This window comes from Citrobacter sp. RHBSTW-00029, assembly GCF_014104295.1.
Classification (GTDB): Bacteria; Pseudomonadota; Gammaproteobacteria; order Enterobacterales; family Enterobacteriaceae; genus Citrobacter; species Citrobacter youngae.
Genome location: NZ_JABXRT010000001.1, coordinates 3,086,399 through 3,106,703, shown reverse-complemented (window position 1 = coordinate 3,106,703; position 20,305 = coordinate 3,086,399). Strand labels below are relative to the sequence as shown.

Sequence of the window (20,305 nt, the reverse complement as noted above, 5' to 3'; positions counted from 1 at the left end):
TATGTCGACGGTTTCCCGTCTTTACCCCTTGTCTGGCCTTGCTGCACTGGTGCTGGTGGGATGTAGTAGTCAACCCGCGCAGCCGCTAAAAAAAGGGGAGAAAGCCGTCGATGTGGCGAGCGTGGTGCGGCAAAAAATGCCCGCCAGCGTGAAAGACCGGGACGCGTGGGCGCAGGATTTGGCGAAAACGTTTGCCAGCCAGAAGCTGGTGCCGACGGTTGAAAATATCTGTTCGGTGCTGGCGGTCGCGCAGCAGGAGTCCAACTATCAGGCCGATCCGGTTGTCCCGAATTTAAGCAAAATAGCCTGGAAAGAGATTGACCGTCGCGCCGAGCGTATGCATATCCCGGTGTTTTTGGTTCATACCGCACTGAAGATTAACTCGCCAAATGGGAAAAGCTACAGCGAGCGTCTGGATTCAGTGAAGACGGAAAAGCAGCTTAGCGCCATTTTTGATGATTTCATCAATATGGTGCCAATGGGACAGACGTTGTTTGGTTCGCTCAACCCGGTGCATACCGGGGGGCCGATGCAGGTCAGCATTGCGTTTGCCGAACAGCATACTTCCGGGTATCCGTGGAAAATGGAAGGAACGGTACGTCAGGAAGTCTTTACCCTGCGCGGCGGACTCTGGTTCGGCACGTATCACTTGCTGAATTACCCGGCGAACTATAGTGCGCCTATCTTCCGTTTCGCGGATTTTAATGCCGGATGGTATGCCAGTCGTAATGCGGCGTTTCAGAATGCCGTCAGCAAAGCCAGTGGTGTGAAGCTGGCGCTGGATGGGGATTTGATTCTCTACAACAGCAAAGAACCGGGTAAAACGGAGTTGGCGGTACGCAAGCTTGCCGGGAAGCTGGGGATGAGTGAGAGCGATATCCATCGTCAGTTGCAAAAAGGCGACAGCCTGGCCTTCGAGGAGACTGCGCTGTACGAGAAGATGTATAAGCTGGCGGAAGCGAAGGCTGGAAAAACGTTACCACGGGAAATGCTGCCAGGTATTCAACTGGAAAGCCCGAAGATTACGCGTAATTTGACCACGGCATGGTTTGCTAAACGCGTGGACGATCGTCGGGCGAAGTGTATGGGTCAGTCATCGTTGTGATGACGATGGCGCCAGCGCACCACCGCCGCGATGACGCCAAGGATAAGGCAGCCTGTGAGGAAGGGAATCAGTCCAAACAGGGTGCCGACGCCTAAGCCAATTTCAACGCGTGGGCGTCCGGTCTCTTGCATCTGTAGCTGCATCAGTTCTTCATAGATACCGGGCGCATGGGCTAACAGATTTAAAACCTGAGCCCCGGCCCAGAAGCAAAACAGCACAAAAACGGCATACGCAATGTTTCCGGGCAGAGAGGAGGTATCTCGATGCTTGCCCTTAAACAGGGATTTTGAGAGCGTAAAATCAGCCATAGGGACCTCCAGAGATATCCTGCGTTGTCGATGCCATACCAGTAACTGACAGTGAGTCTGACAGGTGATCGGGATTGTCAATATCAGAATGATGGTAATTTCAGGTAGAGATTATTCCTGGATTTTGGTTTTTTGTTGAACGTCACAAATATGTAACCTTAAGTTAAATTGATTCACATTTAAGAATTTCCGCACAGGACACAGACGCCCGCAGGGAAATGTGCGAGGATGCTGTTCAACGCTGAACTTCCACCGGAGCTGTTATGAACCTGCCTGTAAAAATTCGCCGCGACTGGCATTATTACGCGTTTGCCATTGGGCTGATCTTTATTCTGAATGGCGTGGTGGGATTATTGGGTTTTGAAGCGAAAGGATGGCAAACCTATGCGGTGGGGCTGGTTACGTGGGTGATTAGCTTTTGGCTAGCGGGACTTATTATTCGCCGCCGCGCCGATGAGGATGAAGATGTCAAGGATGCCCAATAGTTATCGGGCATCCTGTCTGCTTTTACATGCTGGTTTTCAGCGCGCTATCGGCAGCGTGGCGCTCCAGCGCCAGCTCGATCAGACGTGTGATCAGATCGGTATAGCTTAAGCCGCTGGCCTGCCACAGTTTGGGATACATACTGATGTTGGTAAAGCCCGGCAGCGTGTTGATCTCGTTGATCACCACGTCATTCTCTGCGGTCAGGAACACATCCACCCGCGCCATCCCGGCGCAACCCAGCGTCTGGTAAGCCTGAATAGCGATCTCACGGATCTTGTCGTTAATTTCTGGGGCAATCGCCGCCGGAACCACGACTTTGGCCCCGTTATCGTCAATATATTTGGTATCGTACGCGTAAAAATCACTGTTCAGCACGATCTCGCCACAGGTACTGGCCTGCGGATGATCGTTGCCCAGCACCGCGCATTCTATTTCGCGACCTTTGATCCCTTGCTCGACCACAACTTTATGATCGAATTCAAATGCCAGCGCGATGGCCTGGTCGTACTGTGCTTCACTGGTCACTTTACTGACGCCAACGGACGACCCCTGGTTGGCCGGTTTCACAAACAGCGGCAGGCCCAGGCGGGACTCGACCTCGGCAAAGCTGATGCTGTTGCGATTGGCGCGAGTTAGCGTAATAAATGGCGCGATGTTTAATCCGGCATCGCGCAGCAGACGTTTGGTGACGTCTTTATCCATGCAGGTTGCAGAGCCCAGCACATCTGAACCGACGAACGGTAAATTCGCCACGCGCAGCATGCCTTGCAGTGAACCATCTTCACCCAGCGTGCCGTGCACAATTGGGAAAATAACATCGACCGTTGGCAGCGGCTGACCATTTTGCGCATCGATCAACTGATGTTCTTGTTTACCCGGCACCTGCGCCAGACTGGTCGCGGAGGGACGCAGTGCAATATGTGCCGGATCGTTTGAATTGAGCAGATAGTTACTGGCATCGCTCACGTGCCACTGCCCTTGTTTATCAATACCTAACAGCACAACGTCAAAGCGAGTCTTGTCGATGGCATCGACAATATTTTTTGCCGATTGCAATGACACTTCATGTTCCGCTGATTTACCACCAAATACGATTCCTACCCGCAACTTTGCCATCTTAAAAACCCATTCCTTGAATGCAAAGCACATACATTACCACGACAAAACGCAGGATTCCTCGGCTTCTGGCAGATTGTTTTGGTGGATTCCCCGGGAATGAATACGCACAAACCCACAGGGCATGTTAGAAGCATAATTCCCTGTATATAATGTGGATTTGATGTGATGAATATCACAAATATGATGAGCGGGGAGATAAAATACTAAACTGTGAAACATCGCACCTCTGGACCCTCGTTTGAAGGCGTAATTTGTTAAGCTGCTCGCAGTTTTCAGCTACTTACCGTTATGAGTCCTTATGGAATCCTGGAGAGTTAACCTTATTTCCGTGTGGTTCGGTTGTTTTTTCACCGGACTGGCGATCAGCCAAATCCTGCCTTTTCTACCGCTCTATATCTCCCAACTGGGAGTAACCTCGCACGAAGCGCTCTCAATGTGGTCCGGGTTAACGTTTAGCGTCACGTTTCTTATTTCTGCCATTGTTTCACCGATGTGGGGCAGTTTAGCTGACCGTAAAGGGCGTAAGCTGATGCTGTTACGGGCCTCACTGGGTATGGCAATTGCCATTTTGCTGCAGGCATTTGCCACTAACGTCTGGCAGCTTTTTCTGCTGCGCGGGGTGATGGGGTTAACGTCGGGATACATTCCTAATGCGATGGCATTGGTGGCATCGCAAGTCCCGCGCGAACGCAGTGGTTGGGCGTTGAGCACGCTCTCAACGGCGCAAATTAGTGGAGTGATTGGCGGGCCGCTGATGGGCGGTTTTATTGCCGACCATGTTGGTTTACGTGCGGTATTTTGTATTACTGCCGCGCTGTTGGTGGTGAGTTTTTTGGTCACACTGTTCTTAATTAAAGAGGGTGTCCGACCAGTGATTAAAAAAAGCGAGCGTTTAAGCGGGAAAGCTGTTTTTGCTTCGTTACCGTATCCCGCGCTGGTCATTAGCCTGTTTTTTACCACCATGGTGATTCAACTGTGTAACGGCTCAATTGGCCCCATTCTGGCGCTGTTTATCAAATCGATGGTGCCAGATAGCTCAAATATTGCCTTTCTCAGCGGCCTGATTGCCTCGGTTCCCGGCATATCCGCTTTGATTTCAGCGCCACGTCTTGGAAAGTTGGGCGACAGAATTGGTACTGAACGGATTCTAATGGCAACGCTCATCTTCGCCGTGGTGCTGTTTTTCGCTATGTCGTGGGTTACCACGCCGTTGCAGTTGGGAGTTCTACGTTTTCTGCTTGGCTTTGCCGATGGTGCAATGCTGCCTGCGGTGCAAACGCTATTAGTGAAATACTCCAGCGAGCAGATTACCGGGCGCATCTTTGGGTATAACCAGTCGTTTATGTATCTTGGCAACGTCGCTGGACCCTTGATGGGGGCAACCGTATCGGCCATGGCGGGTTTCCGCTGGGTCTTTATCGCTACCGCGAGCATTGTGCTTATTAATATCTGGCAACTGGCTATCGCGTTGCGACGCCGGCGTCTCGCTCGCTGAATGGCGGATTAACAGCGCGGGTTGCCAGCGTTGTTAATCCATAATTGAAGATTATATATCTGGGTGACTATTAATCTCCTTACCCTTTTATATTGAATTATTCTGCAGAAAGCGTTATTCCCCCTTATTTTGTGTTGTGATTGTTTTCGCAAAACGTTTTATTTCTGCAATAAATACAACTTTCATCCTCTAGGAAGTTGTGAGTCTTAGTGATAACGTGGCCTTTATTTGGTTAAGGGAATACGAAAATGAAAAATCTCATCACTGAGTTGTTACTTAAGCTCGCCCAAAAAGAAGAAGAGTCGCAAGACCTGGCCGCGCAAGTCGCAACGTTAGAGCGGGTCATCATGGAAATGCTGCGCAACATGGCAACAAATGAGCAGCAAACACTGATTCGTCAAATAGAAGACGCGCTGGCAGGGGTAAGTCAAATGCCTGCATTTCTGACGACCATGCACAGTGCTGGCGAGAACGTACCTAAAACGTGTTGAGATATCTGCAGATACTTATCCACGAATTATCATAAAAGTGTCACATCAAATACTTATAGTCGCTTTGTTTTAATTTTACCGTATTTGTACATGGAGAAAATAAAGTGAAACAAAGCGCACTCGCTATTGCCCTGTTACCCTTGCTGTTTACCCCGGTTATTCATGCAGAAACATCTACCGTAGCGGCTATGGATAATCGTGCCGCACAGGGAGATATCACCACACCGGGTGGCGCGCGTCGATTAACGACTGATCAAACGGCAGCACTACGAGATTCTTTGAACGATAAACCGGCCAAAAATATTATTTTATTGATCGGTGATGGTATGGGGGACTCGGAAATTACCGCTGCGCGAAATTATGCAGAAGGCGCCGGTGGTTTTTTTAAAGGTATTGATGCGTTACCCCTGACCGGACAATACACGCACTACGCGTTGGATAAAAAAACGGGTAAACCTGACTATGTGACCGATTCCGCAGCCTCTGCGACGGCATGGACGACCGGTGTTAAAACATATAACGGTGCGCTGGGCGTTGATATTCACGAAAAAGATCACGCCACTATTCTGGAAATGGCTAAAGCTGCCGGTCTGGCGACAGGCAACGTATCCACTGCTGAATTGCAGGATGCCACCCCCGCCGCGCTGGTTGCGCATGTGACGTCGCGTAAATGTTACGGACCGAGCGTCACCGCTGAGAAATGCCCGACGAATGCGCTGGAAAAAGGCGGTAAAGGGTCAATCACCGAACAATTATTGAATGCCCGCGCTGACGTTACGCTGGGCGGCGGGGCAAAAACCTTTGCTGAGACCGCAGCTGCGGGCGAGTGGCAGGGGAAAACGCTGCGTGAACAGGCTCAGGCCCGTGGTTATCAGATGGTCAGTGATACCGCGACGCTGGCAGCCATTACCGAAGCGAATCAGGATAAACCGCTGTTAGGTTTGTTCTCTGACGGCAACATGCCGGTACGCTGGGAAGGGCCAAAAGCGTCTTACCACGGTAACCTTGATAAGCCAGTCGTGACCTGTACGCCAAATCCAAAACGTAACGACACGGTGCCAACGCTTGCCCAGATGACGGATAAAGCGATTGAGCTATTAAGTAAGAATGAAAAAGGCTTTTTCCTGCAGGTAGAAGGCGCGTCCATCGATAAGCAGGATCACGCCGCAAACCCGTGCGGTCAGATTGGTGAAACGGTCGATCTGGATGAAGCTGTACAGCGCGCGCTGGCCTTCGCGAAGAAAGACGGCAACACGCTGGTTGTCGTGACCGCTGACCACGCGCATGCCAGCCAGATTGTTGCGCCAGACACCAAAGCCCCTGGCCTGACTCAGGCGCTGAATACCAAAGATGGTGCGGTGATGGTTATCAGCTATGGCAACTCGGAAGAGGAATCTCAGGAGCATACCGGCAGCCAGCTGCGCATTGCTGCCTATGGCCCGCATGCGGCGAATGTGGTAGGCCTGACCGATCAGACTGACCTGTTTTACACCATGAAAGCGGCGTTAGGTCTGAAGTAACCTGCTATTTGGTCACTTAATTTTAATAATGAGGTGGCTATTTCTGCGTCAGCAACCAGACTTACTACACGTCATCCTTCAGGCAGCCAACATCGAGGTTGCTTGAAAGGTGACGTGTAGAGTGAATACTCACAACAGGATGGTGCTATGAAAATAACATTGCTCGTTACCCTATTATTTGGCCTGGTTTTCTTAACTACCGTCGGCGCTGCCGAGAAGACGTTAACCCCGCAACAACAGCGTATGACCACCTGCAACCAGCAGGCGACGGCGCAGACCTTAAAAGGGGATGCCCGGAAGACATATATGAGTGATTGCCTGAAAAACAGTAAGTCTGCGCCTGATGAAAAGAGTCTGACGCCGCAGCAGCAGAAAATGCGTGAATGCAACGTTCAGGCAACAGAGCAGTCGCTGAAAGGCGACGATCGTAAAAAATTTATGAGCGCTTGCCTGAAAAAAGCTGCGTAATACATACGGGTGAGCGGATAAAATCGCTCACCCGAAATATCATACTTCCGCCGCCAGACCCCTTTCTATAATTTGGGAAATTTGTTTCAGAATATTCCCAAATACGATGAATGATGAAAACTTTTATCAAAAGAAGGCCGTACCGAATGAAGCATTTATATCGCTTCATCAAAACGACCACCAACGTTCCGGTCTGCGATTTGCCCGACGGATAAGACTGCCTCGCGCAGTCGGGCTGGGGGGAATGTTTTTCCCCATTGCGTCGGTATTAGTCTCGCAACCCATAACCGGAGGTTGGTGGCTGTTACTGGTGGGATGGGCGTTTGTCTGGCCGCACCTGGCGTGGCAGTTGGCGAGCAAAGCGGAAGATCCGCTGTACAGTGAATTTACGAATATTAAAACCGATGCGATCCTCGCTGGCATGTGGGTGGGGATCATGGGGGCAAACCTGCTGCCATCCACGGCGCTACTGATGATTATCTGCATTAACCTGATGGGCGCAGGTGGGGTGCGATTATTCATCGCTGGCGTCGTGTTGATGGTGGTTTCATGTCTGGTGACGCTACAGTTAACGGATATTCAGGTCGTGTTTAGCAGTACGCAACTGAGCGTGCTGTTGTCGCTGCCGGTACTGGTGATTTACCCGCTGCTGTTTGCCTGGGTTAGCTACCAGACGGTGATCAAATTGGCGGAGCATAAACGCCGTCTGCAGGTAATGAGTACGCGGGATGGAATGACCGGCGTTTATAATCGGCGCCATTGGGAGCTACTGCTGCGCAATGAATTTGATAATTGCCGTCGTCAGCAACGTGATGCCACGCTGCTTATTATCGATATCGACCATTTTAAGAGCATCAATGATACCTGGGGTCATGATGTTGGGGATCAGGCGATTGTTGCGCTGACGCGTCAGTTGCAAATGACGCTGCGCGGCAGTGATGTGATTGGGCGTTTTGGTGGTGATGAGTTTGCGGTAATTATGTGCGGAACACCTGCAGCCAGCGCCATCGCAGCGATGTCGCGCGTCCATGAACGACTTAGCCAGTTACGCTTGTCCTGTGCTCCGCAAGTAGCCCTGCGGATTAGCGTCGGTGTTGCTCCGCTGACTTCTGAAACAGAGCACTACCGGGAGTGGTTGAAGTCAGCGGATATGGCGCTTTACAAAGCAAAGAATGCCGGACGTAACCGTACTGAAGCGGCGGCCTGACGTCCGACTTGCACTCAGGATTTGCTGAGTTTCTCTGATTGTTCCATGCACTTAACCATCGCTTCGATGACTGATGAACGGAAGCCGCGTTCTTCGAGGACGCGCACTGCCTCAATGGTGGTTCCGCCAGGCGAGCACACCATATCTTTTAGTTCTCCAGGATGTTTACCCGTTTCCAGTACCATCTTCGCCGAGCCCATGACCGCCTGTGCCGCGAATTTATATGCTTGCGCGCGTGGCATGCCGCCCTGAACGGCGGCATCCGCCATGGCTTCGATAAACATAAACACATAGGCCGGGGCTGAACCACTGACGCCAACGACCGGGTGAATCATCGATTCTGCGATGACTTCGGCTTCGCCAAAGCAGCGGAAAATATTCAACACGTCAGCAGTATCTTCCGGAGTTACCAGCGCATTTGGGGTGACGGACGTCATTCCTGCATTGACCAGTGACGGCGTGTTAGGCATTGCGCGGATAATTTTACGGTCATGACCCAGTGCGCGGGCGAGTTGATCGAGGGTGACGCCCGCCGCAATGGATACCACCAGGGAATCTTTGTTCAGGCTGGAGGTGATTTCACTCAGCACCTTAATCATGATGCCTGGCTTCACGGCACCAAAGACAATATCTGCAATCTGCGCGACTTCTTGCGCAGATTGCGCCGCATTTATGCCGTACTGATCGTGCAGTGCTGCGACTTTATCGGGAGAGGGGGTATAGACCCAGATTTGTCCGGGGAGTACCTGGCCGCTGGCGATCAGGCCGCCAAGAATCGCTTTACCCATATTTCCGCAGCCGATAAAACCAATTTTCTTGTCCATCTTGTCACTCCCTATGCGTGATATTCATTGTTTATACCCATAATCCTTCAAGTAACTTGAATTATTTAGGGTAAATCTGGGAAAGCTAAGCTTAGCGCGGAATGAAGGCGTTCAGAAGAAGAAACAGCGCTTTGCCTGAAAGTAAAAGCACGAGACAATGTGCAATTGCACATGTGTCTGGAGGTGTTATGACGATTTGGGTGGATGCGGATGCGTGTCCGAATGTGATTAAAGAAATTTTATATCGGGCCTCCGAGCGGATGCAGATGCCGCTCATTTTGGTCGCCAATCAGAGTTTGCGCGTTCCGCCTTCGCGTTTTATCCGCACCTTACGTGTTCCGGCCGGGTTTGATGTCGCCGATAACGAAATTGTGCGCCAGTGCAGCGCTGGAGACCTGGTTGTCACGGCGGATATCCCGCTGGCCTCTGAAGTCATTGAAAAAGGCGCTGCGGCGCTCAACCCGCGCGGTGAGCGCTATACCGAGGCAACGATCCGTGAACGTCTGACGATGCGTGATTTTATGGATACGCTGCGTGCCAGCGGGATCCAGACCGGGGGACCTGACAGCCTTTCGCCGCGTGACAGGCAACATTTTGCGGCTGAACTGGACAAGTGGTGGCTGGAAGTTCAGCGTAGAAAATAATAATTGTAATTTATTTTTTACACTTTCTTCGTTGTGAATTCTTGTTATAGTAGGGTTTAATCAATTTTATCGCCTTATTGGAATATATTCTTTACACTTTGGTGATGTACTAGTTTGATGGTATGATTATAACTTTAACAGCATCAGATCCCGCTTACCTGCGGTTCTCTGGGGAACTTCTGTGATGACACAACCGCTTTATCTTGTTGGCCCCCGGGGGTGTGGTAAGACGACAACCGGTATGGCGCTGGCGAAAGCCATCGACTTTCAGTTCGTTGATACCGATCGCTGGTTGCAATCACATCTGCAGATGACGGTGGCTGAAATTGTTGAAAGAGAAGGATGGGAAGGTTTTCGCGCCCAGGAAACGACCGCCCTGCAGGCCGTTACGGCCCCCACAACAGTCGTAGCGACCGGCGGCGGTATTATTCTTACTGAATATAATCGTCACTACATGCGTAGTCACGGCATGGTCATCTATTTAAACGCACCAGTATCGGTACTGGTAAACCGCCTGGAAGAGGCGCCTGAGGAAGGATTGCGCCCGACGTTAACTGGCAAGCCATTAACCGAAGAAGTGCAGGAAGTGCTTGAGCAGCGCGATGCGCTGTATCGTGAAGCGGCGCATTATATTGTTGATGCGACGAATGAACCTTCGCAGGTTGTGGCTGATATTCTTGTGATACTGTCGCAAGCCCGGTCACGGCTACAGGGCGGAGCTTATTGTTAAGGGCTTCCCGATATAGACCGACCTTTCCACTCCATCCCGGGCGTGCAGACATATTATCTGTCCTCTGCCGGAGCGTGCCTGTATCACAATTTTCGAACCTCCTGCTATACCGCGGAAAGTGAAAATTAAGCGATAACAATATAGTACTGGAATGATTAGGAATCTTTACACTATGCATCGCCGATCTGCTGCTACGCTTTTGAGCATTTGTAGCGCAGGTCAGTACCCGGCATTTGTCCGGGAATTCACGGCAAAGTAAGAAGACGGTGGAGCAACAAATGAGTACGTCGTTGGCTATCCTCACGATTGGTGTTGTGCCGATGTGTGAGGTGTTACCGCTCCTGACGGAATATATCGATGAACAACACATTACTCACCACAGCCTGCTGGGACAGATGCGGCGAGAAGATGTGATGGCCGAGTATGCGGTCTCGCCCGGCGACGAGTCGTTATTGACGCTGCTGAGCGACCATCAACTGGCTCATGTCTCGCGCCAGAAAGTCGAGCGCGATTTGCAAAGTATTGTTGAAGTGCTGGATAACCAGGGTTTTGACGTTATTTTGCTGATGAGCACGGCCTTAATTACCCGCCTGACGGCCCGCAATAGTATCCTGCTGGAGCCTTTACGAATTATTCCTCCCCTGGTGGCCTCAATTGTGGAAGGGCACCAGGTTGGGGTGATTGTGCCGGTCGCCGAGTTGCTCCAGGCCCAGGAACAAAAATGGCAGGTGCTACAGACGTCCCCCGTCTATGCCGTGGCAAACCCGATTCACGGTTCTGAACAACAGCTGATTGATGCCGGAAAAGATCTGCTTGAGCAGGGCGCGGATGTGATCATGCTGGATTGTTTGGGTTTTAACCAACGCCATCGTGATTTACTGCAAAAGTCGCTGGATGTCCCGGTTCTTCTGTCTAACGTACTGATTGCCCGACTGGCATCCGAGTTGCTCGCTTAATTTTGCGTGACAGGTACAACGCCAGGCCCCTATATTGGTTATCAACTTAATCACGAGATAGGGCCAGTTGTATGCTTCAAAGTAATGAATACTTTTCCGGCAAAGTAAAATCGATCGGTTTTACCAGCAGCAGTACTGGCCGCGCCAGCGTTGGCGTTATGGCTGAAGGTGAATATACCTTTGGTACTGCGGCGCCTGAAGAGATGACGGTGGTTAGTGGCGCACTGAACGTGCTGCTGCCGGGGGAAACAGAGTGGAAAGTGTATGCCGCAGGGGACGTGTTTAACGTACCGGGCAACAGTGAGTTTCATCTGCAGGTGGCAGAGCCAACATCCTATCTTTGCCGCTATCTGTAAGCGTAAAAATAGCGAATGGCGACACTGAGCCGCCATTCGGTAAACACGGCTTAGCGCTGCGCTTCGCCGCCTAGTCCTTCCACCAGGCTTTTAATCAGCGCCGCCAGTTCACCTGTCATCAGGATAAAATCGGCATCAAAACGTTGAGCATAATCTTCGCGGTCGATATCTTCGTTCTGATCGCGCAGCTCGTCGCTAAACTTCAGACGTTTAATGGAGCCGTCGTCACACATAACGAACTGAATGCGCTGCTGCCAGTCGAGGGCCAGTTTGGTGACCAGTTTGCCTGCTTCGATGTGTACGGCAATTTCATCGCAAACCAGATCCTGTTTCTTCGCGCGGATCACGCCGCCGTCTTCCAGCATCGCTTTCAGTTCGGCTTCGTCCAGTAACTGGAATCCCTGTGCCGTTGTGCCGGAGCGAACCCATTCGGTCAGCGTTAGCTCAATAGGGTTTTCCATCGTCAACGGGACAACCGGCAGTGAACCGAGGCTTTTACGCAGCAGCGCCAGCGTATCTTCCGCTTTCTTCGCGCTTGCACAGTCGACAATGATCAGATCGTTGACGGTGTCGATCCACATCATTGTCTGGCTGAAGCGGCTAAAGGCGCGCGGCAGCAATGAGTGCAACACTTCATCTTTCAGCGAGTCTTTTTCGGTCTTTTTGAGCTTGCGACCCTGCTCAGCTTCCAGTTTGATTATTTTTGCTTCCAGCGCCTGTTTGATAACCGGCGACGGCAGAATTTTTTCTTCTTTGCGGGCGCAGATAATAATTTGGCCATTGGCGGTATGCGTTAATGCATCGCTGTGCGATCCCATCGGCGGAACCCAGCCCATTTTTGCCATATCCTGGCTACCGCAAGGGGTGAACGTCATTGATGCCAGCTGTTTTTCCATCTCTTCGGCACGCAAAGAAACATCGCGGCTAAGACGGTAAACCATTAAATTTTTGAACCACAGCATGATAATTTCCACGGCCTTGTCGTTAAATCCAGCGGGCATGATAGCGAATTGTCGCTATGCTTGCATTGTTAATCGGGAAGAGGAGCAAACAGTGCGTATAGGTATCGATTTGGGCGGTACAAAAACGGAAGTTATCGCGCTTGGCGATGCAGGCGAACAGCTTTTTCGCCATCGCCTGCCTACGCCGCGTGATGATTATCGGCAAACGATAGAAACCATCGCCGCGCTGGTGGAGATGGCGGAAAAAGCCACCGGGCAGATGGGAACCGTGGGGATGGGCATTCCAGGTTCAATATCGCCCTATACCGGGGTGGTGAAAAATGCCAACTCGACCTGGCTCAATGGACAACCCTTTGACAAAGACCTGAGTACCCGACTGAACCGCGAAGTCCGCCTGGCAAACGATGCTAACTGCCTGGCGGTGTCTGAAGCGGTGGATGGCGCGGCGGCGGGGGCGCAAACCGTGTTTGCGGTGATAATTGGTACCGGCTGTGGTTCCGGCGTGGCGCTAAATGGCCGGGTGCATACCGGTGGGAATGGCACGGCGGGCGAGTGGGGGCATAATCCGCTGCCGTGGATGGACGAAGATGAACTGCGCTATCGGCAGGAAGTACCCTGTTATTGCGGCAAGCAAGGCTGCATTGAAACCTTCATCTCAGGGACCGGTTTTGCCACTGATTATCATCGCCTGAGCGGAAATCCGCTAAAAGGCAGTGAAATTATCCGTCTGGTTAACGAACAGGATGCGCTGGCGGAACAGGCGCTGAGCCGATATGAATTACGCCTGGCGAAATCATTAGCGCATGTGGTAAATATTCTCGATCCGGATGTCATTGTACTGGGCGGGGGAATGAGCAATGTCGACAGGCTGTATCAACACGTCCCGACGTTAATGAAGCAGTTTGTTTTTGGCGGTGAGTGTGAAACGCCTCTGCGCAAGGCGTTACACGGTGACTCCAGTGGCGTGCGCGGCGCGGCCTGGCTGTGGCCGCAGGCATAAACGTTTATGTCGCGGGTGCAACCTGTTGTTGCACGCCGCGCTTCAGGCGACCATAGAGCAGCAGCGATGACATCGCAGAAAACGACAGCAGCGCCGCCGGCAGCGTCACGTAGTTGTAGGCAAATCCCAGCGTCAGCATCATGCCACCGCAGTACGCGCCAATCGCGCTGCCGAGATTAAAGGCAATTTGCCCGCCAGCAGCACCCAGTAGCTCCCCTCCTTTAGCATTTTGCAGCAGCAAAATTTGCAACGGCGCCGACAGAGCAAACAGACCCGCGCAGCAAATGAAAGCGAAGGTCAGCGACGCGGCTTTGATGCCGCCAAAGGCAAAGAGCAACAGCAGAGCCAGCACAATGACGAAGTCGGTTATTACCGCAATGCGTAGCGGCGTGTAGCGACCAGACAGTCGACCGCTCAGCAGGTTGCCCAACACCATCCCCAGCCCAACCAGCATCATGATGAAAGTCATCAGCGTTTCGGAGAAACCAGAGATGTACATCATGTAGGGTTTTACGTAGCTGAACCAGGCAAAAACACCGGCGTTCCCAAACATGGTGGCGGAGAAAATGAGCCACGGTGCGGGACTTTTCAGAAAGTGAAATTGCTCGCGTAGCCTGCCTTTTGCTTCGTCGCGGAGGTTGGGTACCCAAAACATAACCGACAGAATAACGGCGATGTTAAACACGGCAATTAGCAGAAACGTGTAGCGCCAGCTAAACGTCTGACTCAGCCAGGTGCCAATGGGAATGCCAATCAGATTGGCGACGGTCATGCCGGAAATCATACCCGCCACGGCGGCGGTAACTTTACCAGGGCGCGCCAGCTTTGACAGGATAATCGCGCCGACGCCAAAAAATGCCCCGTGTGGAAACCCGGAGACCAGCCGGCCTACCGCCAGCATAAAATAGCTGGAAGAGAGGGTGAAGATGGCGTTACCGACGACACAGAGTGTGACCAGAAACAGCAGAATATGCTTAAGCGAAAAACGATTGGAAAACACGGCAATAATGGGTGCGCCGATGACAACGCCAAAGGCGTAAAACGAAATCATATGGCCAGCATCGGGGATGGATATGCCCACGTCACGCGCCAGTTCGGTTAAGACGCCCATAATGCCAAACTCGGCCATGCCCAGCCCAAACGTCCCGAGGGCTAAAGAGAAAATGACTTTTTTCATACTACCTGCCAACAATAAAGACGCAGGATGTGCGCCACAGCGCTGAATGCTCGCCGTCAATAAAGGGATAGCTTGCGGATAAGCGAAGTGGAATGCCATTCCATATCCGCCCCTGAGTATGCAATATTGTGCTACATAGCGTGCCGGATGACGTTAGCGCTTATCCGGCCTGTGAAACCACACCCACAGGGTGATTACTCCACCGCAAACATCTTGTCGAGTTTGCTGTAACCTAATCCATTGATTTTTTTAACCTTGATTTGCACGGGAATACGTTCTTTCATCGCTTCAACGTGGCTTATCACGCCAATGGTTTTGCCAGTGGCGTTCAGGGCATCTAGCGCGTCGAGGGCGGTATCCAGCGTTTCACTGTCCAGCGTGCCGAAACCTTCGTCGAGGAACAGGGAGTCAATACGTGTTTTGTGACTGACCAGGTCGGACAACGCCAGCGCCAGCGCCAGGCTCACGAGGAAGCTCTCGCCGCCGGAGAGCGTGCGGGTATCACGCACGGCATCGGCTTGCCAGGTATCCACCACTTCAAGTTCCAGCGCCTCACTGGCCTTGCGTTGCAACAGATAGCGACCGTGCAGGCGGGTTAACTGGTTGTTGGCCAACCAGACCAGGTTATCCAGCGTCAGTCCCTGGGCAAATTTGCGGAATTTATCACCTTCTTTCGAGCCGATCAGCGCATTCAGGTAACCCCAGTCTTCAACCAGCAGTGAGGCCTTTTCAATCTCTTGCATCAGGGTCTGCTGCTGCTGGCGGTTTTCGGCATCCTGCCTGAGCTGCTGGCGAATTTCGCCCTGGCGCGTGGTGTTATCCCGCAGTTGTTGCGTGAGCTGCGCCAGTGCATCGCGAAGATAGTCCACGGTGAGTGTGAGATCCGCGCCGGCAGGCGGTTGCTGCTGATGCGTTGCCAGCGCCTGCTGAGCCTGGTTAAGCAGCGTTTGCGCCTGCTGTCGCTGGCCTTCCAGCGATTGCTTAAGCTGCTCAAGATGGTTAAACGCCTCTTCATCAAGCAGGGCGGCAAGGAAGGTGTCGCGATCGTCAAAAACACTGGCCTGCAATGCGCTATCAAACTGTGCCTGAATCTCTGCTGCGCGTTGTGCCTCCTGGGCTTCCTGCTGTTGCAACGATTGCCACTGGCCCTGTAATGAGAGGCAGTCATCGTGCACCTGCCGCCAGTTTTCCAGCGCCAGGCTTTCTGTCGTTTCTTCCTTCGCGCCGGTTTCGGGCAATGTTTCCAGCAATGGCGCAAGCTGTGCCATTTTCGCCTGGAGCTCGGTCAGTTCATTTTGGCGACGCTGCCACATCTGCGCTTCGCCCACACGTGCGTTAAGCCAGGCGGTGATATCGTCATCGGCAGGAAGCGACAGACCGTAGCGGGCTAATTCAGCGAGAAGCGTAGTCTGCCGCTGTTCAATATGCAGTTGAAGCTGGGTTATCTGTTCGGAATGTGCAGTAATTTGTGCCTGCAGGGCATGACGCAGGCTCAACTGGTGAAGCTGTTGTTCGTGTTCTTCCTGGGCTGCAAGCCAGGGGGCGATATCATCCTGCGGTTGCAACGTTATGTTCAGACTGGTAGTCAGCGTCTGCCACTCTTTAGTAAGTGCTTGCTCCTCCTGAGAAAGCGTCTGTACCTCGCGTTCATCGCGCTGTAGCTGTTGGGTTATCGCGTCGAGCTGCCCGCGTAGCGTTGACCCCTCATCGGCCAGCGTTTTGACCTTTTTTTCTAATGCCTCACGCCGCGCCTGATTGACGCTGAGTTCGAGGGTCTGATAGTGCTCAATGGCCGGATGCGTCGTGGAGCCACAAAGCGGACAAGGCTGTCCGGACTGCAGTAAAGCACGCTGGCTTTCCAGATCTTTAATCCGTGCTTCCTGTTCGCAGAGCGTTTTCACATCGGTCAGATGCTGATTTTTATCTTTATAGCGCTGACGTTTTTCTGCCAGGGCCGTGTTGCGTTGTGCTTGCTCCTGCTGGCGCTGCTGAATTGTGGTGCGTAGCTGTACCAGTTGTTTTTGTTTCGGCGCAATTTGTCCATGCAGATTGCTCAGTTGCTGGCGTAATGGACGCAACTGTGAGTGCTGCGCCAGCGCTACCGTGACCTCTTGCGCGCTAAGGGCCAACGAGGGAAGCGGCAGTGCATCCAGCTTGCGCACGTCGCTGTCGCGTAGTTTTTGCCACTGACGTAGCTGCTCGTTAGCGTCAGATTGCTGTGCCAATAGCGCTTTCCATCCTGCCAGTTCGCTGCTCCATAAGCGGAAACGGTCATGTTCGTTCAGCCAGTCGGTTAGCGCCTGCTGTTCGGTGAGCAGGGTCGCCGACTGTTTTTGTGCCTGCTGACGGATGCGCCCGCGCAGCGCTAAGCTGCTTTGTAAGCGAGTATTCACTTCCTGAATATTCTGTCGTGTTCGGCGGAGCGTGGAGGATTGTTCCTGAATTCGCTCCCAGTACGGACGCAATGCTCTGGCGGGATGTGCCAGGCTGAGTGTCGCCAGCTGCGGTTGTGCTTTATCTTGCGCCTCTTTTGCGGTCTGTAATGCTTGCTGGTGGCGGCTTACTTCTGCCTGTAGCTCATTTTGTCGGATGAGCCAATTAAGATGCTGTTGCTGGATTTGCTGACGGGTAAGATGCTGTTTTTCTTCGTCAGTAAGTACCTGCAAACTTTCTGTCAGAGACTGTACCTGCTCTGGTGCTAACAGCGCCACGCCGCTGGCCTGGGCCTGCAGTTTTTCCAGCTCCGTACGCGCTGCTTTGTGCTTTTCAAACACCATGGCGGAGATTTGGCCGTAAATCTCTGTGCCGGTCAGCTCTTCCAGCAGTTCGGCGCGCTCTTTCGGTTTGGCATTGAGAAATGCGGCAAACTGGCCCTGAGACAGCAGCATCGAGCGGGTAAAACGGCCGTAATCCAGCCCGGTAAGCTCGGCGGTCATTTCCAGCTTGTCTTTAACTTTATCGGCGAGAATTTTGCCATCGGCGCAACGAGCCAGTTCGACACGCGGAACCTGCAGGTTACCTTCTGGTTGATTGCGCGCGCGGTTCTGGCTCCAGAATGCGCGATAGGCTTCGCCTCTGACTTCGAATTCAACTTCGGCCAGACATTCCGCCGTATCGCGAGTCATCAGGTCGTTTTGCGACTGCGATACGGTATTGAGTCGTGGTGTTTCGTGGTACAGCGCGAGGCAAATGGCGTCCAGCAGGGTGGTCTTCCCGGCACCGGTTGGACCGGTGATGGCGAACAGCCCGTTGCTGGCAAAAGGCTCTGCCGTGAAATCAACTTTCCATTCCCCTTTCAGAGAGTTGAGGTTTTTCAGACGCAGGCTGAGAATTTTCATGCTTCGGTCTCCCCGGCGAGCGTGTGTAAGGTTGTGCTAAACAGCTGATTCAGGCGCTCACGCTGTGGATCGTCGAGTTCTTCCAGTGCCAGACGGCGGTCAAACACCTCCGTCACGCTTAATTCACTCAACGTTTCACGTCGTTCATTGGCCATGATGCGCTCGCGTTGTTCACGACTACGACGCACCAATAAAACCTCTACCGGTAAATCTTCGGTCAGAGTCTGGATTTTGCGCTGCATATCATGCAGATAGTCATCGGTCGCGATTTCTATATCTAACCACACCGGCGGTTCCTGTTGCGTGCCACGCCATTGTTCCAGTTGTGCGCTAATCGTCGCTAAATCGCCTTTCAATACGGCAAGTTGTTGGGTTACTGGTACGATGAGGTTTTCAACGGCGCTCAGCTTACCGTTTTCAAAGCTCACCAGGTGGACGCATTTGCTTTTGCCGCACTCGTCAAAACTCAGTGTAATCGGGGAGCCGCAATAGCGAATATGTTCCGTACCGCCGATGACCTGTGCCCGGTGAATATGTCCCAGCGCGATGTAATCCGCCGGTGGGAAATTTTGTGCCGGAAAAGCATCCAGCGTCCCAATATAAATATCGCGTACGGCGTCACTTTTACTGGCGCCGACGGTGGTCAAATGTCCGGTTGCAATGATGGGCAGATTCTGGTCGCCGCGCAGCGCGCAGGCGTCCTGATACTGCTGCTGGTAATAGTCGGTGATTGCACCTAATAAATGCTGCTGTTTTTCTTGCCCGGTCAACCCAGCCTGGCTGGTAATGATGTCGCGCGGACGTAAAAAAGGAACCGGACAGAGGATCGCACCCGGCGTGCCGTCGCGTTGAGGTAGCACTTGCGGCGCGTGGCCGGCGCTGGCAACGACCGTGGTGTTGAGGAACGCCAGAATATCGCGGGATTCATTGAGTGTGGCAACGGAGTCATGGTTTCCTGCCAGCACGACCAGATGACAGCCTGTTTGCTGTAGATTGACAACAAAACGGTTATACAACTCGCGGGCGTAGCTTGGCGGTGAACCGGTATCAAAAATATCACCTGCCACAATAATGGCATCCACCTGATGGGATTGTGCCGTTTCCAGCAGCCAGTCGAGAAAGGCCTGGTGTTCAGCGGCGCGGCTCTTGCTGTAGAAATTTTGGCCCAGATGCCAGTCAGACGTGTGGAGGATGCGCATAAGAGTTCCATGACAAAAAAACGATGGCGGAGATTATAACCTTGCAAGGACGGTAATATCTTGTTTCCGGGCTGTCATAATTCGCCTGGCTGCGTTAAACCTGGACTATCTTTTCATAAATCTGTCATAAAAGTGACGCATAATGCCACGGTATTGATGGCAAACGATTTAATTATAAACAGGGCAAATCATGGCGAGACGTATTCTGGTCGTAGAAGATGAAGCTCCAATTCGTGAAATGGTCTGCTTCGTGCTCGAGCAAAACGGTTTTCAACCCGTAGAAGCCGAAGACTATGACAGTGCTGTGAACCAACTTAATGAACCCTGGCCGGATCTCGTCCTGCTTGACTGGATGCTTCCCGGCGGCTCGGGTCTACAGTTTATTAAACACCTCAAGCGGGAAGCGATGACTCGGGATATCCCCGTGATGATGCTGACGGCGCGCGGTGAAGAAGAAGACCGTGTGCGGGGTCTGGAAACCGGTGCGGATGACTATATTACTAAGCCGTTCTCTCCGAAGGAGCTGGTGGCGCGTATTAAAGCCGTTTTACGACGTATTTCCCCCATGGCGGTGGAAGAAGTTATCGAGATGCAAGGGCTGAGTCTTGACCCTACCTCGCACCGCGTGATGACCGGCGAGGATCCGCTGGATATGGGGCCGACTGAATTCAAACTGTTGCACTTCTTTATGACCCACCCTGAGCGCGTCTACAGCCGTGAACAACTCCTCAATCATGTCTGGGGAACCAATGTCTACGTGGAAGACCGGACAGTGGATGTGCATATCCGCCGCTTACGTAAAGCGCTGGAGCACAGCGGACACGATCGTATGGTGCAGACGGTACGCGGGACGGGATATCGCTTTTCGACCCGCTTCTGACTGCAAGTAATAAGGGCCTGAGGGATTAGGCTGTAAATGG

The 20,305-nt window shown here is 52.5% G+C and carries 20 protein-coding genes; 13 read left to right on the top strand and 7 right to left on the bottom strand.

What is annotated here, in order from left to right:
• Position 1: 1 nt before the first annotated feature.
• Positions 2-1,105 (top strand): DUF1615 domain-containing protein, encoded by a 1,104-nt coding sequence (locus HV041_RS15275; protein WP_121584281.1) that lies wholly within the window; start codon positions 2-4, stop codon positions 1,103-1,105.
• Here HV041_RS15275 and HV041_RS15270 read toward each other — a convergent pair.
• Positions 1,090-1,413 carry a YaiY family protein gene (locus tag HV041_RS15270; RefSeq protein ID WP_048212467.1) on the bottom strand — a complete coding sequence of 108 codons (324 nt, stop codon included), beginning with the start codon at positions 1,411-1,413 and terminating at the stop codon, positions 1,090-1,092. The two genes, HV041_RS15275 and HV041_RS15270, sit on opposite strands and share 16 nt — an antisense overlap.
• A 263-nt stretch (positions 1,414-1,676) precedes the next feature.
• On the opposite strand from HV041_RS15270, the gene HV041_RS15265 reads away from it, so the two are divergent.
• Positions 1,677-1,898, top strand: coding sequence for a DUF2754 domain-containing protein (locus tag HV041_RS15265; RefSeq protein ID WP_005120949.1), 222 nt, complete (start codon positions 1,677-1,679; stop codon positions 1,896-1,898).
• Between the two features lie 22 nt (positions 1,899-1,920).
• Here HV041_RS15265 and ddlA read toward each other — a convergent pair whose 3' ends face one another.
• On the bottom strand, positions 1,921-3,015 hold the full coding sequence (ddlA, locus tag HV041_RS15260; protein WP_121585465.1) for a D-alanine--D-alanine ligase: 1,095 nt from the start codon (positions 3,013-3,015) through the stop codon (positions 1,921-1,923).
• A gap of 301 nt (positions 3,016-3,316) precedes the next feature.
• Between ddlA and HV041_RS15255 the strand changes: the two genes are divergently transcribed.
• From HV041_RS15255 to adrA, 5 genes are all read left to right on the top strand, one after another.
• Positions 3,317-4,513 (top strand): multidrug efflux MFS transporter, encoded by a 1,197-nt coding sequence (locus HV041_RS15255; RefSeq protein WP_048212465.1) that lies wholly within the window; start codon positions 3,317-3,319, stop codon positions 4,511-4,513.
• Positions 4,514-4,761: 248 nt separating this feature from the next.
• The gene (locus HV041_RS15250) at positions 4,762-5,004 is read left to right on the top strand and encodes a sigma-S stabilization anti-adapter protein IraP (RefSeq protein ID WP_048212464.1); all 243 of its coding nucleotides are present in this window, start codon (positions 4,762-4,764) and stop codon (positions 5,002-5,004) included.
• A gap of 104 nt (positions 5,005-5,108) precedes the next feature.
• The gene (gene phoA, locus HV041_RS15245) at positions 5,109-6,524 is read left to right on the top strand and encodes an alkaline phosphatase (protein WP_061067402.1); all 1,416 of its coding nucleotides are present in this window, start codon (positions 5,109-5,111) and stop codon (positions 6,522-6,524) included.
• A 147-nt stretch (positions 6,525-6,671) separates the two neighbouring features.
• Positions 6,672-6,992 carry a phosphate starvation-inducible protein PsiF gene (gene psiF / locus HV041_RS15240; protein ID WP_048212462.1) on the top strand — a complete coding sequence of 107 codons (321 nt, stop codon included), beginning with the start codon at positions 6,672-6,674 and terminating at the stop codon, positions 6,990-6,992.
• 91 nt (positions 6,993-7,083) lie between these two features.
• The gene (adrA, locus tag HV041_RS15235) at positions 7,084-8,199 is read left to right on the top strand and encodes a diguanylate cyclase AdrA (protein ID WP_086523602.1); all 1,116 of its coding nucleotides are present in this window, start codon (positions 7,084-7,086) and stop codon (positions 8,197-8,199) included.
• A 14-nt stretch (positions 8,200-8,213) separates the two neighbouring features.
• Here adrA and proC read toward each other — a convergent pair whose 3' ends face one another.
• Positions 8,214-9,023 carry a pyrroline-5-carboxylate reductase gene (gene proC, locus HV041_RS15230; RefSeq protein WP_048212460.1) on the bottom strand — a complete coding sequence of 270 codons (810 nt, stop codon included), beginning with the start codon at positions 9,021-9,023 and terminating at the stop codon, positions 8,214-8,216.
• A gap of 188 nt (positions 9,024-9,211) precedes the next feature.
• On the opposite strand from proC, the gene HV041_RS15225 reads away from it, so the two are divergent.
• From HV041_RS15225 to ppnP, 4 genes are all read left to right on the top strand, one after another.
• A complete protein-coding gene (locus HV041_RS15225; protein WP_048212459.1) occupies positions 9,212-9,667 on the top strand; it encodes a YaiI/YqxD family protein in 456 nt (151 codons plus the stop codon).
• 184 nt (positions 9,668-9,851) lie between these two features.
• Positions 9,852-10,397 (top strand): shikimate kinase AroL, encoded by a 546-nt coding sequence (gene aroL, locus HV041_RS15220; protein WP_116360948.1) that lies wholly within the window; start codon positions 9,852-9,854, stop codon positions 10,395-10,397.
• A 278-nt stretch (positions 10,398-10,675) separates the two neighbouring features.
• Positions 10,676-11,353: an AroM family protein gene (locus HV041_RS15215; RefSeq protein ID WP_061067404.1), complete on the top strand. Its 678-nt coding sequence runs from the start codon at positions 10,676-10,678 to the stop codon at positions 11,351-11,353.
• 71 nt (positions 11,354-11,424) lie between these two features.
• A complete protein-coding gene (gene ppnP, locus HV041_RS15210; protein WP_003021477.1) occupies positions 11,425-11,709 on the top strand; it encodes a pyrimidine/purine nucleoside phosphorylase in 285 nt (94 codons plus the stop codon).
• Positions 11,710-11,759: 50 nt separating this feature from the next.
• On the opposite strand, the gene rdgC is transcribed toward ppnP, so the two are convergent.
• Positions 11,760-12,671, bottom strand: coding sequence for a recombination-associated protein RdgC (gene rdgC / locus HV041_RS15205; protein WP_048212456.1), 912 nt, complete (start codon positions 12,669-12,671; stop codon positions 11,760-11,762).
• Between the two features lie 91 nt (positions 12,672-12,762).
• Here rdgC and mak point away from each other — a divergent pair, with 91 nt between their 5' ends.
• The gene (gene mak, locus HV041_RS15200) at positions 12,763-13,671 is read left to right on the top strand and encodes a fructokinase (RefSeq protein WP_061067405.1); all 909 of its coding nucleotides are present in this window, start codon (positions 12,763-12,765) and stop codon (positions 13,669-13,671) included.
• Positions 13,672-13,675: 4 nt separating this feature from the next.
• On the opposite strand, the gene araJ is transcribed toward mak, so the two are convergent.
• The 3 genes from araJ to sbcD form a co-directional block, all read right to left on the bottom strand.
• Entirely contained in the window at positions 13,676-14,848 is a 1,173-nt protein-coding gene (gene araJ / locus HV041_RS15195; protein WP_121585466.1) for an MFS transporter AraJ, read from the bottom strand.
• A 194-nt stretch (positions 14,849-15,042) separates the two neighbouring features.
• Positions 15,043-18,186, bottom strand: a complete 3,144-nt coding sequence (gene sbcC, locus HV041_RS15190; RefSeq protein WP_182294241.1) for an exonuclease subunit SbcC — start codon at positions 18,184-18,186, stop codon at positions 15,043-15,045.
• Complete coding sequence (gene sbcD, locus HV041_RS15185) at positions 18,183-19,385, bottom strand: exonuclease subunit SbcD (RefSeq protein ID WP_048212453.1); 1,203 nt, start codon at positions 19,383-19,385, stop codon at positions 18,183-18,185. Before sbcD ends, sbcC begins: the two co-directional genes overlap by 4 nt.
• 190 nt (positions 19,386-19,575) lie before the next feature.
• Between sbcD and phoB the strand changes: the two genes are divergently transcribed.
• Positions 19,576-20,265 (top strand): phosphate response regulator transcription factor PhoB, encoded by a 690-nt coding sequence (gene phoB, locus HV041_RS15180; protein ID WP_003021496.1) that lies wholly within the window; start codon positions 19,576-19,578, stop codon positions 20,263-20,265.
• Positions 20,266-20,305: the final 40 nt, after the last annotated feature.